Annotated in this window: 18 protein-coding genes; 11 read left to right on the forward strand and 7 right to left on the reverse strand. The window is 57.9% G+C overall.

The genetic code is table 11. The features are described from left to right. Positions 1-231: 231 nt before the first annotated feature. From GUC32_RS01930 to GUC32_RS01940, 3 genes are read left to right on the forward strand one after another with little or no spacing between them, the layout of a single operon-like run. Positions 232-1,968, forward strand: a complete 1,737-nt coding sequence (locus GUC32_RS01930) for an autotransporter assembly complex family protein (RefSeq protein ID WP_369435520.1) — start codon at positions 232-234, stop codon at positions 1,966-1,968. Then, positions 1,965-5,783, forward strand: a complete 3,819-nt coding sequence (locus GUC32_RS01935; RefSeq protein ID WP_369435521.1) for a translocation/assembly module TamB domain-containing protein — start codon at positions 1,965-1,967, stop codon at positions 5,781-5,783. The genes GUC32_RS01930 and GUC32_RS01935 overlap by 4 nt, the downstream gene beginning before the upstream one ends. 2 nt (positions 5,784-5,785) lie before the next feature. Further along, a complete protein-coding gene (locus GUC32_RS01940; protein WP_025159589.1) occupies positions 5,786-6,133 on the forward strand; it encodes a gamma-glutamylcyclotransferase in 348 nt (115 codons plus the stop codon). A gap of 53 nt (positions 6,134-6,186) precedes the next feature. Here the strand turns inward: GUC32_RS01940 and ppa are convergent, their stop codons facing one another. Then, the gene (ppa, locus tag GUC32_RS01945) at positions 6,187-6,717 is read right to left on the reverse strand and encodes an inorganic diphosphatase (protein ID WP_004933594.1); all 531 of its coding nucleotides are present in this window, start codon (positions 6,715-6,717) and stop codon (positions 6,187-6,189) included. A gap of 261 nt (positions 6,718-6,978) precedes the next feature. Between ppa and GUC32_RS01950 the strand changes: the two genes are divergently transcribed. Then, positions 6,979-8,532 carry a methyl-accepting chemotaxis protein gene (locus tag GUC32_RS01950; RefSeq protein ID WP_025305040.1) on the forward strand — a complete coding sequence of 518 codons (1,554 nt, stop codon included), beginning with the start codon at positions 6,979-6,981 and terminating at the stop codon, positions 8,530-8,532. A gap of 45 nt (positions 8,533-8,577) precedes the next feature. On the opposite strand, the gene fbp is transcribed toward GUC32_RS01950, so the two are convergent. Then, positions 8,578-9,582, reverse strand: coding sequence for a class 1 fructose-bisphosphatase (gene fbp, locus GUC32_RS01955; RefSeq protein ID WP_004933587.1), 1,005 nt, complete (start codon positions 9,580-9,582; stop codon positions 8,578-8,580). A 169-nt stretch (positions 9,583-9,751) separates the two neighbouring features. Between fbp and mpl the strand changes: the two genes are divergently transcribed. Beyond that, on the forward strand, positions 9,752-11,131 hold the full coding sequence (mpl, locus tag GUC32_RS01960) for a UDP-N-acetylmuramate:L-alanyl-gamma-D-glutamyl-meso-diaminopimelate ligase (RefSeq protein WP_033636810.1): 1,380 nt from the start codon (positions 9,752-9,754) through the stop codon (positions 11,129-11,131). Positions 11,132-11,328: 197 nt separating this feature from the next. Here the strand turns inward: mpl and yhcN (GUC32_RS01965) are convergent, their stop codons facing one another. The 3 genes from yhcN (GUC32_RS01965) to argR form a co-directional block, all read right to left on the reverse strand. Beyond that, positions 11,329-11,592: a peroxide/acid stress response protein YhcN gene (gene yhcN / locus GUC32_RS01965; RefSeq protein WP_025305042.1), complete on the reverse strand. Its 264-nt coding sequence runs from the start codon at positions 11,590-11,592 to the stop codon at positions 11,329-11,331. Between the two features lie 120 nt (positions 11,593-11,712). Further along, positions 11,713-11,976 (reverse strand): peroxide/acid stress response protein YhcN, encoded by a 264-nt coding sequence (gene yhcN / locus GUC32_RS01970; RefSeq protein ID WP_369435770.1) that lies wholly within the window; start codon positions 11,974-11,976, stop codon positions 11,713-11,715. 403 nt (positions 11,977-12,379) lie between these two features. After that, entirely contained in the window at positions 12,380-12,850 is a 471-nt protein-coding gene (argR, locus tag GUC32_RS01975; RefSeq protein ID WP_016929335.1) for a transcriptional regulator ArgR, read from the reverse strand. A gap of 464 nt (positions 12,851-13,314) precedes the next feature. On the opposite strand from argR, the gene mdh reads away from it, so the two are divergent. After that, positions 13,315-14,253, forward strand: coding sequence for a malate dehydrogenase (mdh, locus tag GUC32_RS01980; protein ID WP_004933569.1), 939 nt, complete (start codon positions 13,315-13,317; stop codon positions 14,251-14,253). Positions 14,254-14,320: 67 nt separating this feature from the next. On the opposite strand, the gene GUC32_RS01985 is transcribed toward mdh, so the two are convergent. Continuing rightward, positions 14,321-14,581 (reverse strand): helix-turn-helix transcriptional regulator, encoded by a 261-nt coding sequence (locus tag GUC32_RS01985; RefSeq protein WP_004933567.1) that lies wholly within the window; start codon positions 14,579-14,581, stop codon positions 14,321-14,323. A gap of 180 nt (positions 14,582-14,761) precedes the next feature. Here GUC32_RS01985 and GUC32_RS01990 point away from each other — a divergent pair, with 180 nt between their 5' ends. Next, positions 14,762-15,118, forward strand: coding sequence for a DNA-binding protein (locus GUC32_RS01990; RefSeq protein ID WP_025305044.1), 357 nt, complete (start codon positions 14,762-14,764; stop codon positions 15,116-15,118). A gap of 50 nt (positions 15,119-15,168) precedes the next feature. Here the strand turns inward: GUC32_RS01990 and ispB are convergent, their stop codons facing one another. Next, a complete protein-coding gene (ispB, locus tag GUC32_RS01995) occupies positions 15,169-16,140 on the reverse strand; it encodes an octaprenyl diphosphate synthase (protein ID WP_025305045.1) in 972 nt (323 codons plus the stop codon). 270 nt (positions 16,141-16,410) lie between these two features. Here ispB and rplU point away from each other — a divergent pair, with 270 nt between their 5' ends. From rplU to cgtA, 4 genes are all read left to right on the forward strand, one after another. Further along, the gene (rplU, locus tag GUC32_RS02000; protein WP_004933561.1) at positions 16,411-16,722 is read left to right on the forward strand and encodes a 50S ribosomal protein L21; all 312 of its coding nucleotides are present in this window, start codon (positions 16,411-16,413) and stop codon (positions 16,720-16,722) included. Between the two features lie 17 nt (positions 16,723-16,739). Beyond that, a complete protein-coding gene (rpmA, locus tag GUC32_RS02005) occupies positions 16,740-16,997 on the forward strand; it encodes a 50S ribosomal protein L27 (RefSeq protein WP_004933559.1) in 258 nt (85 codons plus the stop codon). 105 nt (positions 16,998-17,102) lie between these two features. After that, on the forward strand, positions 17,103-18,074 hold the full coding sequence (locus tag GUC32_RS02010) for a DMT family transporter (RefSeq protein WP_043139276.1): 972 nt from the start codon (positions 17,103-17,105) through the stop codon (positions 18,072-18,074). Positions 18,075-18,090: 16 nt separating this feature from the next. Beyond that, on the forward strand, positions 18,091-19,263 hold the full coding sequence (cgtA, locus tag GUC32_RS02015) for an Obg family GTPase CgtA (protein ID WP_025305047.1): 1,173 nt from the start codon (positions 18,091-18,093) through the stop codon (positions 19,261-19,263). Positions 19,264-19,277 lie beyond the last annotated feature (14 nt).

A 19,277-nucleotide genomic window follows, 5' to 3' on the forward strand; every position in this document is an offset into this window, starting at 1 on the left:
TTGTATCTCACCGCGTCTTTGCCCACAATAAGCGGCAAGTGGGATTTTGTATAAGCTTAACGCAGTATTTTGAGCGCCAAAAGTGAAGAATTCGCCTGTTGCGCGGCGGCAAAGCGCAGCGGGCGGCGTCCGGAAGAAGGTTGAAGAGGGCTGCCGTCATGATAGCGCGGAGTCTGCCCTGGCCCCGGAGCGAACACCATAACAGGAAAGTAAAATCAATAAGGAGAACACGTGCCAAAGTACCCGGTCATGTGCTTGATATCTGTGTTGCTTGCGGCACCTGCAGCCTATGCGGCCAACGTGCGGCTGCAGGTGGAGGGGTTAAGCGGAGAGTTGGAAAAAAACGTCCGGGTGCGGCTGTCGTCGATCACGCCTGAAGAGGTCGGCACCGACGGTCGCTTCCGCGCTCGGGTGGATGAGGCGGTGCGCCAGGGGCTGCGCGCGCTCGGCTATTACCAGCCGACCATCGAGTTTACGCTGGACGATCGGCCGGGGATGTCGCGTCCGGTGCTGCATGCCAAGGTCAATCCGGGCGAACCGGTGCGCATCGCCGGCGCCAACATCGTGCTGGAAGGCGGCGCGAAGACCGATGAGGACTATCTGGCGCTGGTAAAGAAGGATCGGCCGACCATCGGCGAGATCCTCAACCACGGTAAGTATGACAGTTTCAAAGGCTCGCTGACCGGCCTGGCGCTGCGCAAAGGCTACTTCGACGCCGACATGACCAAAAGCCAACTTGGCGTGGCAGAAGATCTGCACAAGGCGTTTTGGGATATCGATTTCAACAGCGGCGAACGTTACCGCTTCGGCAAGGTGAAATTCACCGGTTCGCAAATCCGCGAAGACTATCTGCAAAATCTGGTGCCCTTTCATCAGGGGGATTACTACAGTTCGGAGGATTTGGCCGAGCTGAACCGCCGTTTGTCCGCCACCAACTGGTTCAACTCGGTGGTGGTGTCCCCTGATTTCAACGATGCCAAAGAGAACAAGATTTTGCCGTTGGACGCGCTGGTAACGCCGCGTACGCGCAATACCATCGAAACCGGTATCGGTTACTCCACCGACGTCGGCCCGCGGGTGAAAGGCACCTGGAAAAAGCCCTGGCTCAACGATCGCGGCCACAGCCTGGAAACCAGCGCCAGCGTGTCGGCGCCGGAGCAGCAGCTGGATCTGACCTATAAGATCCCGCTGCTGAAGAATCCGCTGGAGCAGTATTACCTGCTGCAGGGCGGGCTCAAGAACGTCGATCTTAACGACACCAAATCCGTGACCTCCAAAGTGGTGGCCTCGCGCAACTGGGATCTCTCCAGCGGCTGGCAGCGGGCGATCAACCTGACCTGGCGCTGGGATAACTTTACCCAGGGCAACGTCAGCAACACCACCATGCTGCTGTACCCCGGCGTCAGCTTCAACCGCACCCGCTCGCGCGGCGGCCTGATGCCGACCTGGGGCGACAGCCAGCGCTACTCCATCGACGTATCCGACACCACCTGGGGCTCGGGCGTGGACTTCGCGCTGATGCAGGCGCAGAACGTCTGGATCCGCACGCTCGCCGACAAGCATCGTTTCGTGGCGCGCGGGCAGGTGGGATGGATAGAAACCAACGACTTCGACAAGGTGCCGCCGGATTTGCGCTTCTTCGCCGGCGGTGACCGCAGCATTCGCGGCTACAAGTACAAAGACATTTCGCCGCGCGGCGACGATGGCAAGCTGACCGGCGCCTCCAAAATGCTGACCGGCTCGCTGGAGTATCAATACAACGTGACCGGCAAATGGTGGGGGGCGATGTTCGTCGATTCCGGTGAAGCGGTGAACGATATCAAGAAAAGCAACTTCAAGACCGGCGCCGGTGTCGGCGTGCGCTGGCAGTCGCCGGTGGGGCCGGTGAAGTTGGATATCGCCGCGCCCGTGGGAGATAAGGACACTCACGGGATGCAGTTCTACATCGGTTTGGGGCCTGAACTATGAGCCTGGTTAAAAAGATTTGTCTCGGATTTCTGGTCGTCCTGCTGTTGCTGATCGGCGGGCTGGCCTTTCTGGTGGGCACTACCACCGGTTTGCATATGGTCATCAACGGCGCGGCGCGCTGGGTGCCGGGGCTGGAGATCGCCGGCGTCAGCGGCGGCTGGCGCGATCTGACGCTGAAGGGCGTGAAGTATCAGATGCCGGGCGTGACGGTCAACGCTGGGCAATTCCATCTGTCCCTCGATCTCTCCTGCTTTAAACGCAGCTCGCTGTGCGTCAACGCCTTGACCGCTCAGGACGTGGACGTGGCGGTGAACACCAAAGAGATGGCGCCCTCCACGCCGGTGGAGGAGAGCAGTGAGCCGACCTCCAATCTCAGCACCCCTTATCCGATCACCCTGCGCCTGTTGGCGCTGAACAACGTCAAGGTCACCGTCGACGACACCGCCATTTCTCTGGCCGAGTTTCGCACCGGCGCACAGTGGCAAGAGCACGCGCTGACGCTGATGCCAACCAAGATCGGCTCGTTGCTGATCGCCTTGCCGAAAACGCCGCAAAATCCGTTGCCGGAAGCGGTGCAACCGGCGGTTGAGGTAGCGAAAAAGGTCGGTGAGCAGGTTACCGACGCGGCGAAACCGGCGCCGCAGCCGGAAGAGAAGCCGCTCGGCGAAACGCTGAAGGAACTGTTCGCCAAACCGCTGTTGCCGGATCTGCCGGACATCCGCCTGCCGCTGGATATCACCGTCAAAGAGATCAGCGGCGAACAGCTGCGCTTGACCGGCGATACCGACGTGCTGATCACGAGTCTGTTGCTGCAGGCCAGCACGCAGGATCAGCATATCCAACTGGACAACTTCGACGTGAAGTCGCCGCAGGGCACGCTGTCGGTGCAGGGGCAGGCGACCCTGACCGGCGACTGGCCGGTGGCCCTGACCGCCAACAGCGCGCTGAACATCGAACCGCTGAAGGGCGAGAAGGTGAAGCTGAACATCGGGGGCGGGTTGCGTGATGAGCTGAAGGTCGCGCTGAACCTGTCCGGCCCGGTCGGCGCCCAGCTCGATGTGCAAACCCGGCTGGCCGAAGCCGGCCTGCCGCTGGCGCTGACGTTGCAGAGCAAACAGCTGAAATGGCCGCTGAGCGGCGAGGCGCAGTACCAGGTCAACGATTTTCGCCTGCGCTTTAACGGCAAGGCGACCGACTATGCGCTGTCGACACGCGCCAATCTGAAAGGCCAGGATCTGCCGCCGGCGGTGCTGACGCTGGACGGCAAAGGCAACGTTGAGCAGTTCAAGCTGGAGCGCCTGCGGCTGGCGGCGCTGCAGGGCAATACCGATCTCACTGCGCTGGTGGACTGGAGCAAGGCCATCAGCTGGAACTCGCAATTGACGCTGAGCGGCATCAATACCGCCAAGCAGTGGCCGGAATGGCCGGCGAAGCTGGATGGCAAGATCACTACGCGCGGCAGCCTGCACGGCGGCAGCTGGCAGCTGCAGGTGCCGGTGCTGCAGCTGGACGGCAACGTGAAGCAGAACAAGGTCACGGCGCGCGGTACGCTGAGCGGCAACGCCGCCGGGCAGTGGAAAATCCCCGGCATCGATCTGACGCTGGGGCGCAACCAGCTGAACGTCAAAGGGCAGCTGGATGAGAAAAGCTGGAACCTGGACGCCAACATCGACGCGCCGCGTCTGGACGGCGCGCTGCCGGGCCTGGGCGGCACCGCCAAAGGGCTGTTGAAACTGCGCGGCAATCTGCAGGCGCCGCAACTGCTGGCGGATTTGACCGCCTCCGGCTTGCAGTGGCAGGCGCTGCGCATCAACCGCGTGAAAATAGACGGCGACGTGCGCTCCACGGATCAGATCCAGGGGCAGTTGGCGGTACGCGTCGAGCAGCTGAAGCAGGATGCGCTGGAAGTCAGCCTGCTGACCCTCGACGCCAAAGGCAGCGAGAAGCAGCATCAGCTGCAGTTGAAGATCGACGGCAAACCGGTCTCCGGCCAGCTGGCGCTGCAGGGCAGCTTCGATCGTCAGCAGCAGCGCTGGCGCGGCAATCTGAACAATACCCGCTTCGATACGCCGGTAGGGGAGTGGCGCCTGACGCGCGCCATCGCGCTGGATTACCTGAACACCGCGCAGAAAATCAGCATCGGGCCGCACTGTTGGCAGAACCCGAACGCCGAGCTGTGCGTGCCGAAGACCATTGAAGCCGGCCAGAGCGGCCAGGCTAGCGTGGTGCTCAATCGGTTCGACCTGGCGATGATCAAGCCGTTTCTCGGCCCGGAAACCGCCCTGAGCGGCGTGTTCACCGGCCGGGCCGACGTCAGCTGGAAACCAGGCGGCGCGCTGCCGGAGGCGAAAGTCACGCTGGCCGGCAACGGCGTCAAGGTGGTACAGCAGGTGCAGGGCAACGCGCTGCCTATCGCTTTCGATACGCTGACCCTCAACGCCGGCCTGAACAACGGTCGCGCGCAGGCCGACTGGCGGATCAAACTGACCAACAACGGCCAGTTTGACGGCAATATCCAGGTGGTGGATCCGCAGGTGCGGCGCACCATCAGCGGCAACGTCAATATCACCAACATCTCGCTGGCGCTGATCAACCCGGCGCTGATGAAGGGCGAAAGTGCAGCGGGCATGCTGAACGCCAACCTGCGTCTGGGCGGCAGCGCGCAGAAGCCGCTGGTGTTCGGGCGTCTGGCGTTGGATCGGGCGAAGGTGCAGGGGCACTGGATGCCGTTCGATATGACCGACGCGCGGCTGGCGGTGAATTTCAACGGCATGACCTCGACGCTGGAGGGGCTGCTCAGCACCACCCGCGGCCAGCTGAATCTGGCGGGCGATGCAGACTGGCGTGACATCAACGCCTGGCGTGCGCGCATTGCCGCCAAGGGCGACAAGCTGCGGGTGACGGTGCCGCCGATGATCCGCATCGACGTGTCGCCGGATCTGGTGTTCGAAGCCACGCCGCAGCTGTTCTCGCTCAACGGCAAGGTCGACATTCCCTGGGCGCGCATTACGGTGCAGGAGCTGCCGGAAAGCGCGGTGGGCGTCTCTTCCGACGAGGTGATGCTGGACGATCAGCTGAAGCCGATTCAACCGAAGACCGCTTCGATCCCGATCAACAGCAACCTGATGATCCACGTCGGCAATGACGTGCGGCTGGACGCCTTCGGCCTGAAAGCCCGCTTGAAGGGCGATTTGAAAGTGGTACAGGACAAGAAAGGGCTGGGCCTCAACGGCCAGATTGACATCCCTTCCGGTCGCTTCCATGCTTATGGTCAGGATTTGATCGTGCGTAAAGGGCAGCTGATGTTCTCCGGCCCGCCGGATCAGCCGCTGCTCAATATCGAAGCGATCCGCAACCCGGAATCCACCGAGGACGACGTGACTGCTGGCGTGCGCGTGACCGGCCTGGCGGATGCACCGAAGCTGGAAGTGTTCTCCGATCCGGCCAAATCGCAACAGGAAGCCTTGTCTTATCTGCTGCGCGGCCAGGGCTTGAGCAGCTCCGGCGCCGACGGCAATGCCATGACGTCGATGTTAATCGGCATGGGGGTTGCACAAAGTGGTCAACTTGTGGGTAAAATCGGCGAGGCATTCGGCGTGAGTAATTTGGCTCTGGACACTCAAGGGGTTGGCGACAATTCCCAGGTTGTCGTGAGCGGCTATGTCCTCCCAGGCTTACAAGTAAAATATGGGGTGGGCATTTTCGACTCGCTGGCCACGCTGACGTTGCGTTATCGCCTGATGCCTAAGTTGTATCTTGAAGCGGTGTCTGGTCTCGACCAGGCATTAGATTTGCTCTATCAGTTTGAGTTTTAGCGATGCGAATAATTGTCTACGGCAGTTTACGGCGCAAACAGGGAAACAGCCATTGGATGACCAACGCCCAATGGCTCGGCGAGCACGAGCTCGAAGGCTATCAGATTTATAATCTGGGCCATTACCCGGCGGCGATCCCTGGAGAGGGCACGATACATTGCGAGGTGTATCGTATTAACTCATCGATTCTGGCAGAGCTGGACGAACTGAAAAGCAACACCAAGGACTATAAGCGCGAGCTGATTCAGACGCCTTATGGGAGTGCGTGGATCTACCTGTACAAACACAGCGTGGACGGTTACCCGCGAATTACCAGCGGTGACTGGCTGAAGCGTCTCGAAGAACAGTAAGAAAAAAAACACCGCTCAATGAGCGGTGTTTTTTCATCGGACGGCGGCTGGAATTACTTCTTGGCAGCGCGTTCGAAGGAGGCGATGATTTCCGCTTTAGCCGCGGCAGCGTCTGCCCAGCCTTCCACTTTCACCCATTTGCCTTTTTCCAGATCTTTGTAGTGCTCGAAGAAGTGAGCGATCTGGGCTTTCAGCAGTTCCGGCAGGTCGTTCACGTCTTTCACGTGATCGTACTCTTTGGTCAGCTTGCTGTGTGGTACCGCAACCAGCTTGGCGTCTTCACCGGCTTCGTCGGTCATCTTCAGTACGCCAACCGGACGGCAGCGGATCACGGAGCCCGGCTGCAGCGGGTATGGGGTTGGGACCAGTACGTCAACCGGGTCACCGTCCAGAGACAGGGTGTGGTTGATGTAGCCGTAGTTGCACGGGTAGAACATCGCGGTGGACATGAAACGGTCAACGAACAGCGCGCCGGTTTCTTTGTCGATTTCGTATTTGATTGGATCGGCGTTGGCCGGGATTTCGATTACTACGTAGATGTCTTCCGGCAGGTCTTTGCCAGCAGGGACCAGATTCAAGCTCATGTCGGTTTCCTTTAATCATCAAACCAGAAATGGAGTGGCGGCTATTATAGCGGACTCTTTTGCGATTTCCTGCCCTTTTCATCGTCGAAAACCCAGTGTGCCGGCGCAGGGATAATTTCCAGATTAATCCCGCCGCGGCATGAAGTTTTGCCTTCGCCTGCCGATAACTTCAACAAACAATAATGAGCCAGCAAAGCTGGCTCCGCGTTTTGCCACCCCTACTACGTCTGATCTCACAATTTCTGAAGCCGGGAAGAACTCATGCTAAAAAAGATTACGGTGAAGGCTGGGCTGATCGCCTTGCTGAGCCTGATGACCATGTTGCTGATCATGGTCAGCGTTATTGGCGTCAACGCGATTAACGAAGGATCGCGCTCGATCCATACCTTGAACCAGATCCTCGGTGAAGAGCTGGGCTCGCTGGCCAACAGCTCCAACCTGACGCTGCGCGCCCGAACCGCCGCTTCGTTGGCGGTGCGCCAACGGGAGATCGGCCAGATCGATGTGTCCGACGCCACCGTGGGCCGCATCTACGGTTACCTCGATCAGTCAAACAAGGAAATGGCGCGTTTTGTCGGCGTTGGCACCGTGACCGATCGCGGCCGCGAACTCTCCAATCGTCTGCAAAACAGCTATCGCGCCTACCTCGAGCAGGGCGTGAAGCCGATGGCTGCCGCCATCAAGGCCGGCAAAATCGATGAGTATTACCATATTCAGGAGACCCGCATCTCTGCGCTGAGCATCGCGTTTGAAAAGGATCTCAGCGATTTCCGCAGCTTTGCCATGAAGCTCGGCGAAAAGCAGGTGTATGACGCGGAAAACAACGCCAGCACCAAGATCTCGTTGATCGTGGTGGCGGGCCTGCTCAGCGTGCTGCTGGCGGTGCTGGCCTGGTTCGCGCTGCGCGTGATCATTTTGCGCCCGTTGGACGAGTCCATCGCGCAGTTGGAACACATCGCCGGCGGCGATCTGACCCATGAGATCCGCGGTGAGGGTGATACCGAGATGGGCCGCCTGGTGCGGGCGATGCAGCGTATGCAGCAGGCGTTGGCCAGTTCGGTCAGCAAAGTGCGCGATGCCAGCAGCCAGATCGACACCGGTTCACGCGAACTGGCGGCCGGTAACCTGCATCTGGCGCAGCGTACCGAAGAGTCGGCCGCTTCGCTGGAAGAGACCGCCGCCAGCATGGAACAGCTGACTTCGACGGTGAAAATGAACGCCGAGAACTGCGAGCAGGCCAACCAACTGGCGCTGAGCGTGTCCGATATCGCCAACCAGGGCAGCGACGTGGTCAGCCAGGTGATGAGCAAGATGCAGGCGATCACCGACAGTTCGCGCCGCATCGCCGACATCATCAGCGTGATGGACGGCATCGCCTTCCAGACCAATATCCTGGCGCTGAATGCGGCGGTGGAAGCGGCGCGCGCCGGTGAGCAAGGCCGCGGTTTCGCGGTGGTGGCCGGTGAAGTGCGCAGTCTGGCGCAGCGTAGCGCCCAGTCGGCGAAAGAGATTAAAGGGCTGATTGAAGCGTCGCAGAACCGGGTGCAGGAAGGCGAACAGATGGTGGAGTCGGCCGCGCAGACCATGAGCGGCATCACCGGTGAAGTGGGCCGGGTGACGGCGTTGATGCGTGAGATCTCGGCGGCGACGCGCGAACAAAGCAGCGGTATCGAACAGGTAAACCTGGCGGTGGCGCAGATGGATCAGGTGGCGCAGCAGAATGCGGCGCTGGTGGAAGAGTCGGCGGCGGCAACGCGCTCGCTGGAAGATCAGGCTCAGCTGCTGGCGCAGAGCATGGCGGCGTTCAAGCTGTAAGGCGATAAGGGTTCGGCGCGGTGCCGAACCCTTGCCAGAAACGCGTTACTCGTCCGGGTTTTCGGCGATGAAGCGTTCTGCGTCTTCTACCATCGACTTGGTGCCGACGAAGAATGGCGCGCGCTGGTGCAGTTTCACCGGCGTGATGTCCAGAATGCGGTTTTTGCCGTCGCTGGCTTTACCGCCGGCCTGTTCGGCCAGGAACGCCATCGGGTTGCATTCGTACAGCAGGCGCAGCTTGCCTTGCGGATGGCTGGCGGTGCTTGGGTAGATGTAGATGCCGCCTTTCAGCAGGTTGCGGTGGAAGTCCGCCACCAGAGAACCGATGTAGCGCGAGGTGTAAGGGCGCTGCGTCGCTTCGTCCTGCTCCTGGCAGTACTTGATGTATTTCTTCACGCCGAGAGGGAACTTGATGTAGTTGCCTTCGTTGATGGAATACATGTTGCCGCTCGCCGGGAAGCGTACTTTCTCGTGGGAGAGGCAGAACACGCCCAGAGACGGGTCGTAAGTAAAGGCGTGGACACCGTAACCAGTGGTGTACACCAGCATGGTGGACGAACCGTAAACCACATAACCCGCTGCGACCTGGGCGCTGCCCGGCTGCAGGAAGTCTTCTTCGGTCACCGGCGTGCCGACCGGCGTGATGCGACGGTAGATAGAGAAAATCGTACCGACCGAGACGTTGACATCGATGTTGGACGAACCGTCCAACGGATCCATCAATACGACATACTTGGCATTTTCAGCTCGCTCGCCGTCGAATATCACGATTTCATCTTCTTCTTCGGAAGCGATACCCGCAACTTCACCACGCGCTTTCAACGCCGCTTTCAGTTTTTCGTTCGCGTACAGGTCCAGTTTCATCTGAACTTCGCCCTGTACGTTGGACACCCCGCTGGTCCCCAGAATATCAACCAGGCCAGCCTTGTTGATGTCGCGGTGGATGATTTTGGCGCCCAGTTTAATGGCAGAAAGTAACGCGGTCAGCTCGCCGGTGGCGTGCGAGAAGTCGTGCTGTTTCTCGACGATAAATTCGCCTAACGTTTTCATGACACAATCCCTGAATCTACGGATGGATAGCGGCCTGTTAACAAACCGCCAACGTTTTCGCGAGCAGTGTAGCCCAAAGATGCGCGCCATTCATAGGCAAATCCATTTCTTCTGGACGATTCTGAGCGTTAGAATATGCCGACATTCGATGCACTCACATGAGAAACCTATGCGCATTCACATTCTTGGGATCTGTGGCACCTTTATGGGCGGGCTGGCGATGCTGGCGCGTTCACTGGGGCATGACGTCACCGGTTCGGACGCCAACGTCTATCCGCCGATGAGCACGCTGCTGGAGAACCAGGGGATCGATCTTATTCAGGGTTATGATCCAGCCCAGTTGGATCCGGCGCCGGATCTGGTGATCATCGGCAACGCCATGACGCGCGGCAACCCGTGCGTGGAGGCGGTGCTGGAGCGTGGCATCCCTTACGTTTCCGGCCCGCAGTGGCTGCACGACGCCGTGTTGCGCGATCGCTGGGTACTGGCGGTCGCCGGCACCCACGGTAAAACTACCACCGCCGGCATGGCGACCTGGATCCTCGAGGCCTGCGGTTACCAGCCCGGCTTCGTCATCGGCGGCGTGCCGGGCAACTTCGACGTCTCGGCGCGCCTCGGCGGCAGCCCGTTCTTCGTGATCGAGGCCGACGAGTATGACTGCGCGTTCTTCGACAAGCGCTCCAAGTTCGTGCACTACAGCCCGCGCACGCTGATCATGAACAACCTGGAGTTCGACCACGCCGATATCTTCGACGATCTGAAAGCCATCCAGAAACAGTTCCACCACTTGGTGCGCCTGGTGCCGGGCAAAGGCAAGATCATCCTGCCGGACAACGACAGCCACCTGAAGCAGGTGATGGCGATGGGCTGCTGGAGCGAACAGGAGCTGGTGGGCGAAGAGGGTACCTGGCGTGCGCAGAAGCTGACGCCGGACGCCAGTCATTACGCGGTGTTCCTCGACGGCGAGCAGGTCGGCGAAGTGAACTGGGCGCTGGTGGGCGAGCACAACATGCATAACGGCCTGATGGCCATCGCCGCGACTCGCCACGTTGGCGTGCAGCCGGCAGACGCCTGCCGCGCGTTGGGCGATTTCATCAACGCCCGCCGCCGCCTGGAGCTGCGTGGCGAAGCCAACGGCGTCACGGTTTACGACGACTTCGCGCACCACCCGACCGCGATCCTGGCCACCCTGGCCGCGTTGCGCGGCAAGGTCGGCGGCACGGCGCGCATTCTGGCGGTGCTGGAACCGCGATCCAACACCATGAAAATGGGCATCAGCAAAAACGATCTGGCGCCTTCGCTCGGCCGCGCCGACGAAGTGTTCCTGTTCCAGCCGCATCACATTCCATGGCAGGTAGCGGAAGTGGCTGATGCCTGTGTGCAGCCGGCGCACTGGAGCGCGGATCTCGACACGCTGGTGGACATGGTGGTGAAAACCGCACAGCCGGGCGACCACATTCTGGTGATGAGCAACGGCGGTTTTGGCGGCATTCACGATCGCCTGCTGGACGCGCTGGCGAAAAAGCAGGAACCGAAGGTGACCTACTGATTGTTCAGTAGCATAAGCCACTCTAAGGGCCGCATTTGCGGCCTTTTTTACGCCCATAAAAAAGCCCTCGCGAGCGAGGGCAACGGGGTTCGTCGGATAGGACGACGAGAGGGTCTCTGGGAAATCGGCGTTTGCGTCAGAACTCGGCAGTGGCAGTGACGAGGGTAATCAGCTCTGCAAAGCCGTTCCCAGAGTTGTTATTTGTAAATCTCGGCGGTGGCGTGGTAGTTGCCTTCGTTACGCGCTTCGATCACGCGGTAGGCGGTCGCGCCTTTAGCGTCGGCTTTCTCCGACAGCGCCTGGCGAATGTCGGTCGGTGCGCCGTCGATACCGCTGACGGTAATGGTGCCGATAGATTGCAGATTGGCGGTCTGATCGTTAGTCACCAACTGGGCGGCAGATGCGCCGAAGGAGATGACGGACAGCAGACCGAGTGCAGCAAGAGTAGTTTTCATGTTCATGATAGCGATCCTTGGTCATAACCGCCTGGAAGGGCTTGGCAGCGATTTTTATTCTTGAAGGCCGTTATGACAGCGTTTGATTCCAGAGATGTATTGCCCGTTACCGGGTAATGTCGTTACTTATTTGTAGATTTCAGCGGTCGCGTGGAAGTTGCCGTCGTTGCGCGCTTCGATCACGCGGTAAGCGGTCGCCCCTTTGGCGTCAGCTTTGTCAGACAGTGCCTGGCGAATGTCGGAAGGCGCAGCGGCGACGCCACTCACGGTGATCACACCGGCGGGTTGCAGTTGTGCGGCCCGGGTTGCATCAACAGATTGTGCTGCGAATGCACCAAATGAAAGCATGGACAGAACGCTCAGGGTTGCAACGGTAGCTTTAATTTTCATCATCTCACCTCATCGTATTCTTTTATCAGTTCCAACGAACTGTGATTCAGTTCACGAAAATGAGTATACAGCTAGTAACGCGAAAAATTAATAGTTCGCTAACAGTTTCTAGTGAAACTTTAACCTTATGATCCTTATTTTTTATAACTGCAAGGAATAAAAAACGCTCATAAAACGATCTTTTGATGTTAAATTTATGTAATTTCAATAAGGTAAGTGCTTTTAACCAAAAGTGCGGAAGATCACAGTGGGTACTGCTGGTTACATGGCGATGTCATGGAAATGTGTTGTTGCAGGATAAAAAAGCAGTGTTAAACGCGGTTAAAGGCCGGGGAGGTAACGCGAGGGTTAAAGAAGCGCTAACAAAATGCGGAAGGTAGCCGCACTTTGTTAGCGCCAGGTTTCACAGCTCTTGCTCAAACACGCCCAGGATCGCTTCATGCAGCTTCTGAGCGGTAAAGCCGCTGGACGGGGTGACGAAAATGGTATCGTCGCCGGCAATCGTGCCGAGGATGCCCTGGGATTTACCCAGTGAGTCGAGCAGGCGGGCTATCAGCTGCGCGGCGCCCGGGCTTGTATGGATCACCACGACGGCGTCGTTATGGTCGACGTCCAGCACCAGATTCTTCAACGGGCTGGTGGTGGTCGGCACGCCGAGTTCGGCAGGAAGGCAATACACCATTTCCATTTTGGCATTGCGCGTACGTACCGCGCCGAACTTGGTCAGCATGCGCGATACTTTGGATTGGTTAATGTTTTCGAAGCCTTCTTCTTGCAGCGCCAAAACGATCTCGCCTTGAGAACTGAATTTTTCTTCTTTCAATAACGCTTTGAACGTCTTGATCAGATCTTCCTGTTTTGCGGGATTACGCATTTTGCACCGTGGAATGTTGATAGTGGAAGTCATGATTATGCATATAGATGAATTTTTATGCAACAAAGGCAGCCCCAAAGAAAATAAAAAAGACCGGGCGGCGAGGAAAGGGCGGCATTTTAACAAAATCCGGCCGCGATGAATATGCCCTTTTGACGACGGAAAATCGGCCTACGGTGGTAAATAAAATGTTATTAAAATGATGTTGTTCTGATGTTGCGTAAGGGTGTAATGTAACGGCCGGTTAACTTGCTCGTGAATAACCTCGCACTATTTTTGATTAGTGTGCGCTATGCCCTTCATGCGCAAGCGATTTAATCTAAAATGGGCGCGACAGCGGCCGTTTTATTACACCTGCAGGCAAGAATTGACTAATTTATTGTTTTGAAAGGTGTAATGACTCAAGGTTCGTAACCAACACATTCACGGCGCTTTATATATTTAAGATAATAAAGGAGTATAGGATGAAAGTTGCAGTTCTCGGTGCTGCTGGCGGTATCGGCCAGGCCCTCGCCCTTCTACTCAAAACCCAGCTTCCTTCAGGTTCTGAACTCTCTCTCTACGACATTGCCCCCGTTACCCCAGGCGTTGCCGTCGACTTAAGCCACATCCCAACCGCAGTTAAAATCAAAGGCTTCAGCGGCGAAGACGCGACCCCGGCTCTGCACGGTGCGGACGTGGTGCTGATTTCCGCCGGTGTGGCCCGTAAGCCAGGCATGGATCGCTCTGATCTGTTCAACGTTAACGCCGGTATCGTGCGTAACCTGATTGAGCAAGTGGCGAAAACCTGCCCGAAAGCCTGCATCGGCATCATCACCAACCCGGTTAACACCACGGTCGCCATCGCGGCGGAAGTGCTGAAAAAAGCCGGCGTTTACGACAAGAACAAACTGTTCGGCGTGACTTCGCTGGATATCATCCGTTCCAACACCTTCGTGGCCGAGCTGAAAGGCAAGCAGCCGGAAGAGCTGAACGTGCCGGTTATCGGCGGCCACTCTGGCGTGACCATTCTGCCTCTGCTGTCGCAGATCCCTGGTGTGAGCTTCACCGATCAGGAAGTGGCGGATCTGACCAAACGCATTCAGAACGCCGGTACCGAAGTGGTAGAAGCCAAAGCCGGCGGCGGGTCTGCAACGCTGTCCATGGGCCAGGCGGCCGCACGTTTCGGTCTGTCTCTGGTGCGTGCGCTGCAGGGCGAAAAAGGCGTTGTGGAATGCGCTTACGTTGAAGGCGACGGCAAATACGCTCGCTTCTTCGCGCAGCCGCTGGTGCTGGGCAAGAACGGCGTTGAAGAGCGTAAAGATATCGGCACCCTGAGCGCCTTCGAGCAGAAAGCGCTGAACGAGATGCTGGACGTGCTGCACAAAGATATCGAACTGGGCGAGAAGTTCATCAATAACTGATCGATACCGAGAGTCAGCCGATAAACGCCGCCGGACGCTGTTCCGGCGGTTTTTTTTTGTTCCGCGTTCACGACTTGATGCGTGCTTTGCGATCCAGCAGGCAATCGCTGTGCGGATCGTAATAACGGCTTGGCCAGATCTCCGATGGGTGAATGCCTATCGCTTCGGCGATCAGCCATTCCCCCTTCGGCCACGGGCGCGACAGCGCATTGGCCAGCGTCGATGAGCTCAATCCGGCCTTGCGCGATACCGCCGCCAGCGTGGTGCCCTGCTTGCGTAGCGCCGCGATGATATCTGCTGGGTGCCAATCTGGGTTCCTTGAATTCATGTTTACATTCCTTTTCTGATTAGCCAAAGTTGCGTTAGTGGTATAACTAACGAGTCAAAGTTAAGCGTTTGAACAACGTGAAACGTTTATTCGGAAACCAGAATACCATTAAATTTCCTAAAAAATACCCAGGTAATTTCCAAAAATGACGTTGCCCACTATTGCCCAGAGATGATGGCCATGAAAAACGAGTGGTTTGCCGCCAAGGAACTGACAGGCATCGCAGGATTACCCTCCTCACCACAGGGAATCAATTTGATGGCCCGGCGCGAAGGCTGGATCAGCCGCAGGCGTAAAGGCGTGCAGGGAAAAGCGTTGGAATACCATATCGATAGCCTGCCTTCAGGTGTGCGTAACCTGCTGGTGCTGAAGGAAGACGGGGCGGCCTATGACGTAGAACGCCAGGATCCGTTGGCGGTCTGGATCGAGTATTACTACCATTTGACGGAGAGCGAGCGCGAGAAAATGGTGGCTTTCCTGATGCGGGAAGGGATTGGCGGCCTGCTGGCGCGTATCGACGAAGAGAGCAATACCTAAGCAGGCCCGCGTACGCGGGCCTGATGAGTGTATTGCGAAATCACGATTTCTTAAAAATCGCGTTGCACCGCTAAATGGGCCAGGCCTTCCAGCGCCGTGCGGTGCTCCGATGCCGGCAACACCTGCAGCGCGGCGATCGCCTTGTCGGCCTCTTCCTCGGCGCGTTGGCGGGTGTATTCCAGCGAACCGCATTGCTGCATCGCCTGCAGTACCGGCTCCAACAAATGACGGCCGTTGCCTTGCTCAATTGCGCCACGGATCATGTCACGCTGGGCGTCGTCGCCGTTGTGCATCGCGTGCAGCAGCGGCAGGGTCGGCTTCCCTTCGTTCAGATCGTCGCCGGTGTTTTTGCCCAGGGTGCTGCCGTCGGCGCTGTAGTCGAGCAGATCGTCGATCAGCTGGAAAGCGGTGCCGAGGTAGCGGCCATAATCTTGCAGCGCCTTCTCTTGTTCGGCGCTGGCGCCGGACAGGATCGCCGACGATTGCGCCGCCGCCTCAAACAGACGGGCGGTTTTGCTGTAGATCACCCGCATATAGCTTTCTTCGCTGATGTCGGGATCGTGCACATTCATCAACTGCAGCACTTCGCCTTCGGCGATGACGTTGACCGCCTCCGACATCAGCGCCAGCACGCGCAGGGATTCCAGGCTGGTCATCATCTGGAAGGCGCGGGTATAGATAAAGTCGCCGACCAGCACGCTGGCGGCGTTGCCGAACGCCGCGTTGGCGGTGGCTTTGCCGCGGCGCATGTCCGATTCGTCGACGACGTCGTCATGCAGCAGCGTGGCGGTATGAATGAATTCGATCAGGGCGGCGACGGTGACGTGCTTGTTGCCTTCATAGCCCAACGCCCGCGCCGCCAGGACGGCGATCATCGGCCGGATGCGCTTACCGCCACCGCTGATAATGTAATAGCCAAGCTGATTGATGAGCGTGACATCGGAATTCAGCTGTTCGAGAATTGTTGCGTTCACGGCCGCCATATCTTGCGCGGTTAACTCGGTAATTTGCTCTAGGTTCATTGTGTTTTTTTCAGCTGTGTTTCTCTTCACCGCGTTGAGATCGCTGCTCACATCGGTACATGGCGGTAACTGTCCCTATGATTGTACTTGAAAAACGGTTCAGATAAACGCCACGAAAGAAACTGCGCTTTTTTTCTTCTTTTTTCTTGTTCTGGTCTTATTCTGCTCTTGTCATACGCTGCTTTTTTGCGTAGAATTCGCGCCCTATTGTGAATATTTATAGCGCGCTCTGAACTAACACAGTCGGGCACGCGGAAAGCGGAGTTTTATATGTACGCGGTTTTCCAAAGTGGTGGTAAACAACACCGAGTAAGCGAAGGTCAGACCGTTCGCTTGGAAAAGCTGGACATCGCAACTGGTGAAGCGGTTGAGTTTGACCAGATTCTGATGATCGCTAATGGCGAAGATATCAAAATCGGCGTTCCTTTCGTCGATGGCGGCAAGATCAAAGCTGAAGTTGTTGCTCACGGTCGTGGCGAGAAAATTAAAATTGTTAAGTTTCGTCGTCGTAAACACCACCGTAAGCAGCAGGGCCACCGTCAGTGGTTCACTGACGTTAAAATCACCGGCATCAGCGCTTAAGTTAGGAGAGCGGATTAATGGCACACAAAAAGGCTGGCGGCTCGACTCGTAACGGTCGCGATTCAGAAGCTAAACGTCTGGGCGTAAAACGCTTTGGCGGCGAAGCAGTACTGGCAGGCAGCATCATCGTTCGTCAGCGCGGCACCAAATTCCACGCTGGTACCAACGTGGGTTGCGGCAAAGACCACACTCTGTTTGCTTTGAAAGACGGTAAAGTCAAATTCGAAGTTAAAGGCCCGAGCAATCGTAAATTCATCAGCATCGAAGCTGAATAATTTTTCGAGCCTTACGAAATAGATGTAAGCCCCGCAATTCGTTGCGGGGCTTTTTACATTTATGGGTTGCCTGAGGGCAGGCCCGTCAGCGTTGGCGAAGGTGATATGGATACGAAGCAGCAGGTCGGCGTTGGCATTTCTCTGGCGTTAACCACGGCGGTTTGCTGGGGCGCGTTGCCGATCGCGATGAAAGAAGTGTTGGTCGTGATGGAGCCGTTTACCGTTGTCTGGTATCGCTTTACCATGGCCGCCATCGGTTTGGGCGTGATCCTCGCGGTACGCGGCAAGCTGCCGCGGCTGACGATGTTCCGCCAGCCGCGTTGGCTGCTGCTGTTGGCGATCGCGACGGCGGGGCTGCTAGGCAACTTTGTGTTCTTCAGCTCTTCGCTGCAATACCTGAGCCCGACGGCGTCGCAGGTGATTGGCCAGCTGTCGCCGGTGGGCATGATGTTCGCCAGCGTGCTGATTTTAAAAGAACGTATGCGCATCACCCAGGTTATTGGCGCCCTGATGCTGATTTGCGGACTGATGCTGTTTTTCAACGTCAGTTTGATAGAGATCTTCACCCGGCTGACGGACTACACGCTGGGCGTTATGCTGGGCGTGTGCGCGGCGATGGTTTGGGTGAGCTACGGCGTGGCGCAGAAGGTGTTGCTGCGCCGACTGGCTTCGCCGCAGATCCTGGTTATGTTGTACACTTTATGTGCGATAGCGTTGTTCCCTCTGGCCAAACCCGAGGTGATTTTCCAGCTGAGCGGCTGGCAATTGGCGTGTCTGCTATTTTGTGGCGCCAACACGCTGATCGGTTACGGCGCGTTGGCAGAGGCGATGGCACGCTGGCAGGCGGCGCAGGTGAGCGCGTTGGTGACGCTGACCCCGCTGTTTACCCTGCTGTTTTCAGATTTATTGGCGCTGGCCTGGCCCCAGGCATTCGCTGCGCCGACGCTGAACATCGTCGGCTATGTGGGTGCGTTTGTGGTTGTGGCGGGCGCCATGTTTTCCGCAATTGGTCACCGGTGGTGGCCGCGACGGGCAGAACCCCCCCTGGTTGCTCCTTTGAAGCAGCCCGGTGAATGATTTACGGAGACGGTAAATGAAGTTTGTAGATGAAGCAGCGATTCTGGTCGTTGCAGGCGACGGCGGCAACGGGTGCGTCAGCTTCCGCCGCGAAAAATATATCCCGAACGGTGGGCCTGACGGCGGTGACGGCGGTGACGGCGGCGACGTTTACCTGCTGGCGGATGAGAACCTCAACACCCTGATCGACTACCGCTTTGAGAAGTCTTTCCGCGCCGAGCGCGGCCAGAATGGCCAGAGCCGCGATTGTACCGGCAAACGCGGTAAAGACGTCATCATCAAGGTGCCGGTCGGCACGCGCGTGAAGGATCAGGGCACCGGCGAGATCCTCGGCGACATGACGCGTCACGAGCAGAAGCTGATGGTCGCCAAAGGCGGCTGGCACGGTCTGGGCAACACCCGTTTCAAATCTTCGGTCAACCGCGCGCCGCGTCAGAAGACGCTGGGTACCGCGGGCGAAGCGCGTGACCTGTTGCTGGAGCTGTTGCTGCTGGCCGATGTGGGCATGCTGGGGCTGCCGAACGCCGGTAAATCGACCTTCATCCGCGCGGTGTCTGCTGCCAAACCTAAGGTGGCCGATTATCCGTTTACCACGCTGGTACCGAGCCTGGGCGTGGTGCGCATGGACCACGAGCAGAGCTTTGTGGTTGCCGACATTCCGGGGTTGATCGAGGGGGCCTCCGAAGGGGCGGGCCTGGGGATTCGCTTCCTGAAACACCTGGAGCGTTGCCGCGTGCTGTTGCACCTGGTGGACATCGCACCGATCGACGAAACCGATCCGGTGGAAAACGCCAAAGTGATCATCAACGAGTTGAACCAATACAGCGAAAATCTGGCGCAGAAGCCACGCTGGCTGGTGTTCAACAAAATTGATGTGATTGGTGAGGAAGAAGCTGCCGAACGCGCCAAAGCGATTGTGGAAGGCATGGGTTGGGAAGGGAAGTACTACATGATCTCCGCCGCCAACCGCGAAGGCGTCAACGCGCTGTGCTGGGACGTGATGAACTTCATCAACACTCAGCCGAAAGCGATGGCGATCGAAGAAAGCGCGCCGGAAAAAGTCGAATTCATGTGGGATGACTACCACCGCGAGCAAATCGCGGAGGTGGAAGCCGAAGCGGAAGATGACTGGGATGACGACTGGGACGAAGACGACGACGAAGGCGTCGAAATCATTTACCAGAAGTAATTCGGTGATAAAGG

This window comes from Serratia sp. NGAS9, from assembly GCF_009905295.1.
Lineage (GTDB): Bacteria > Pseudomonadota > Gammaproteobacteria > Enterobacterales > Enterobacteriaceae > Serratia > Serratia bockelmannii.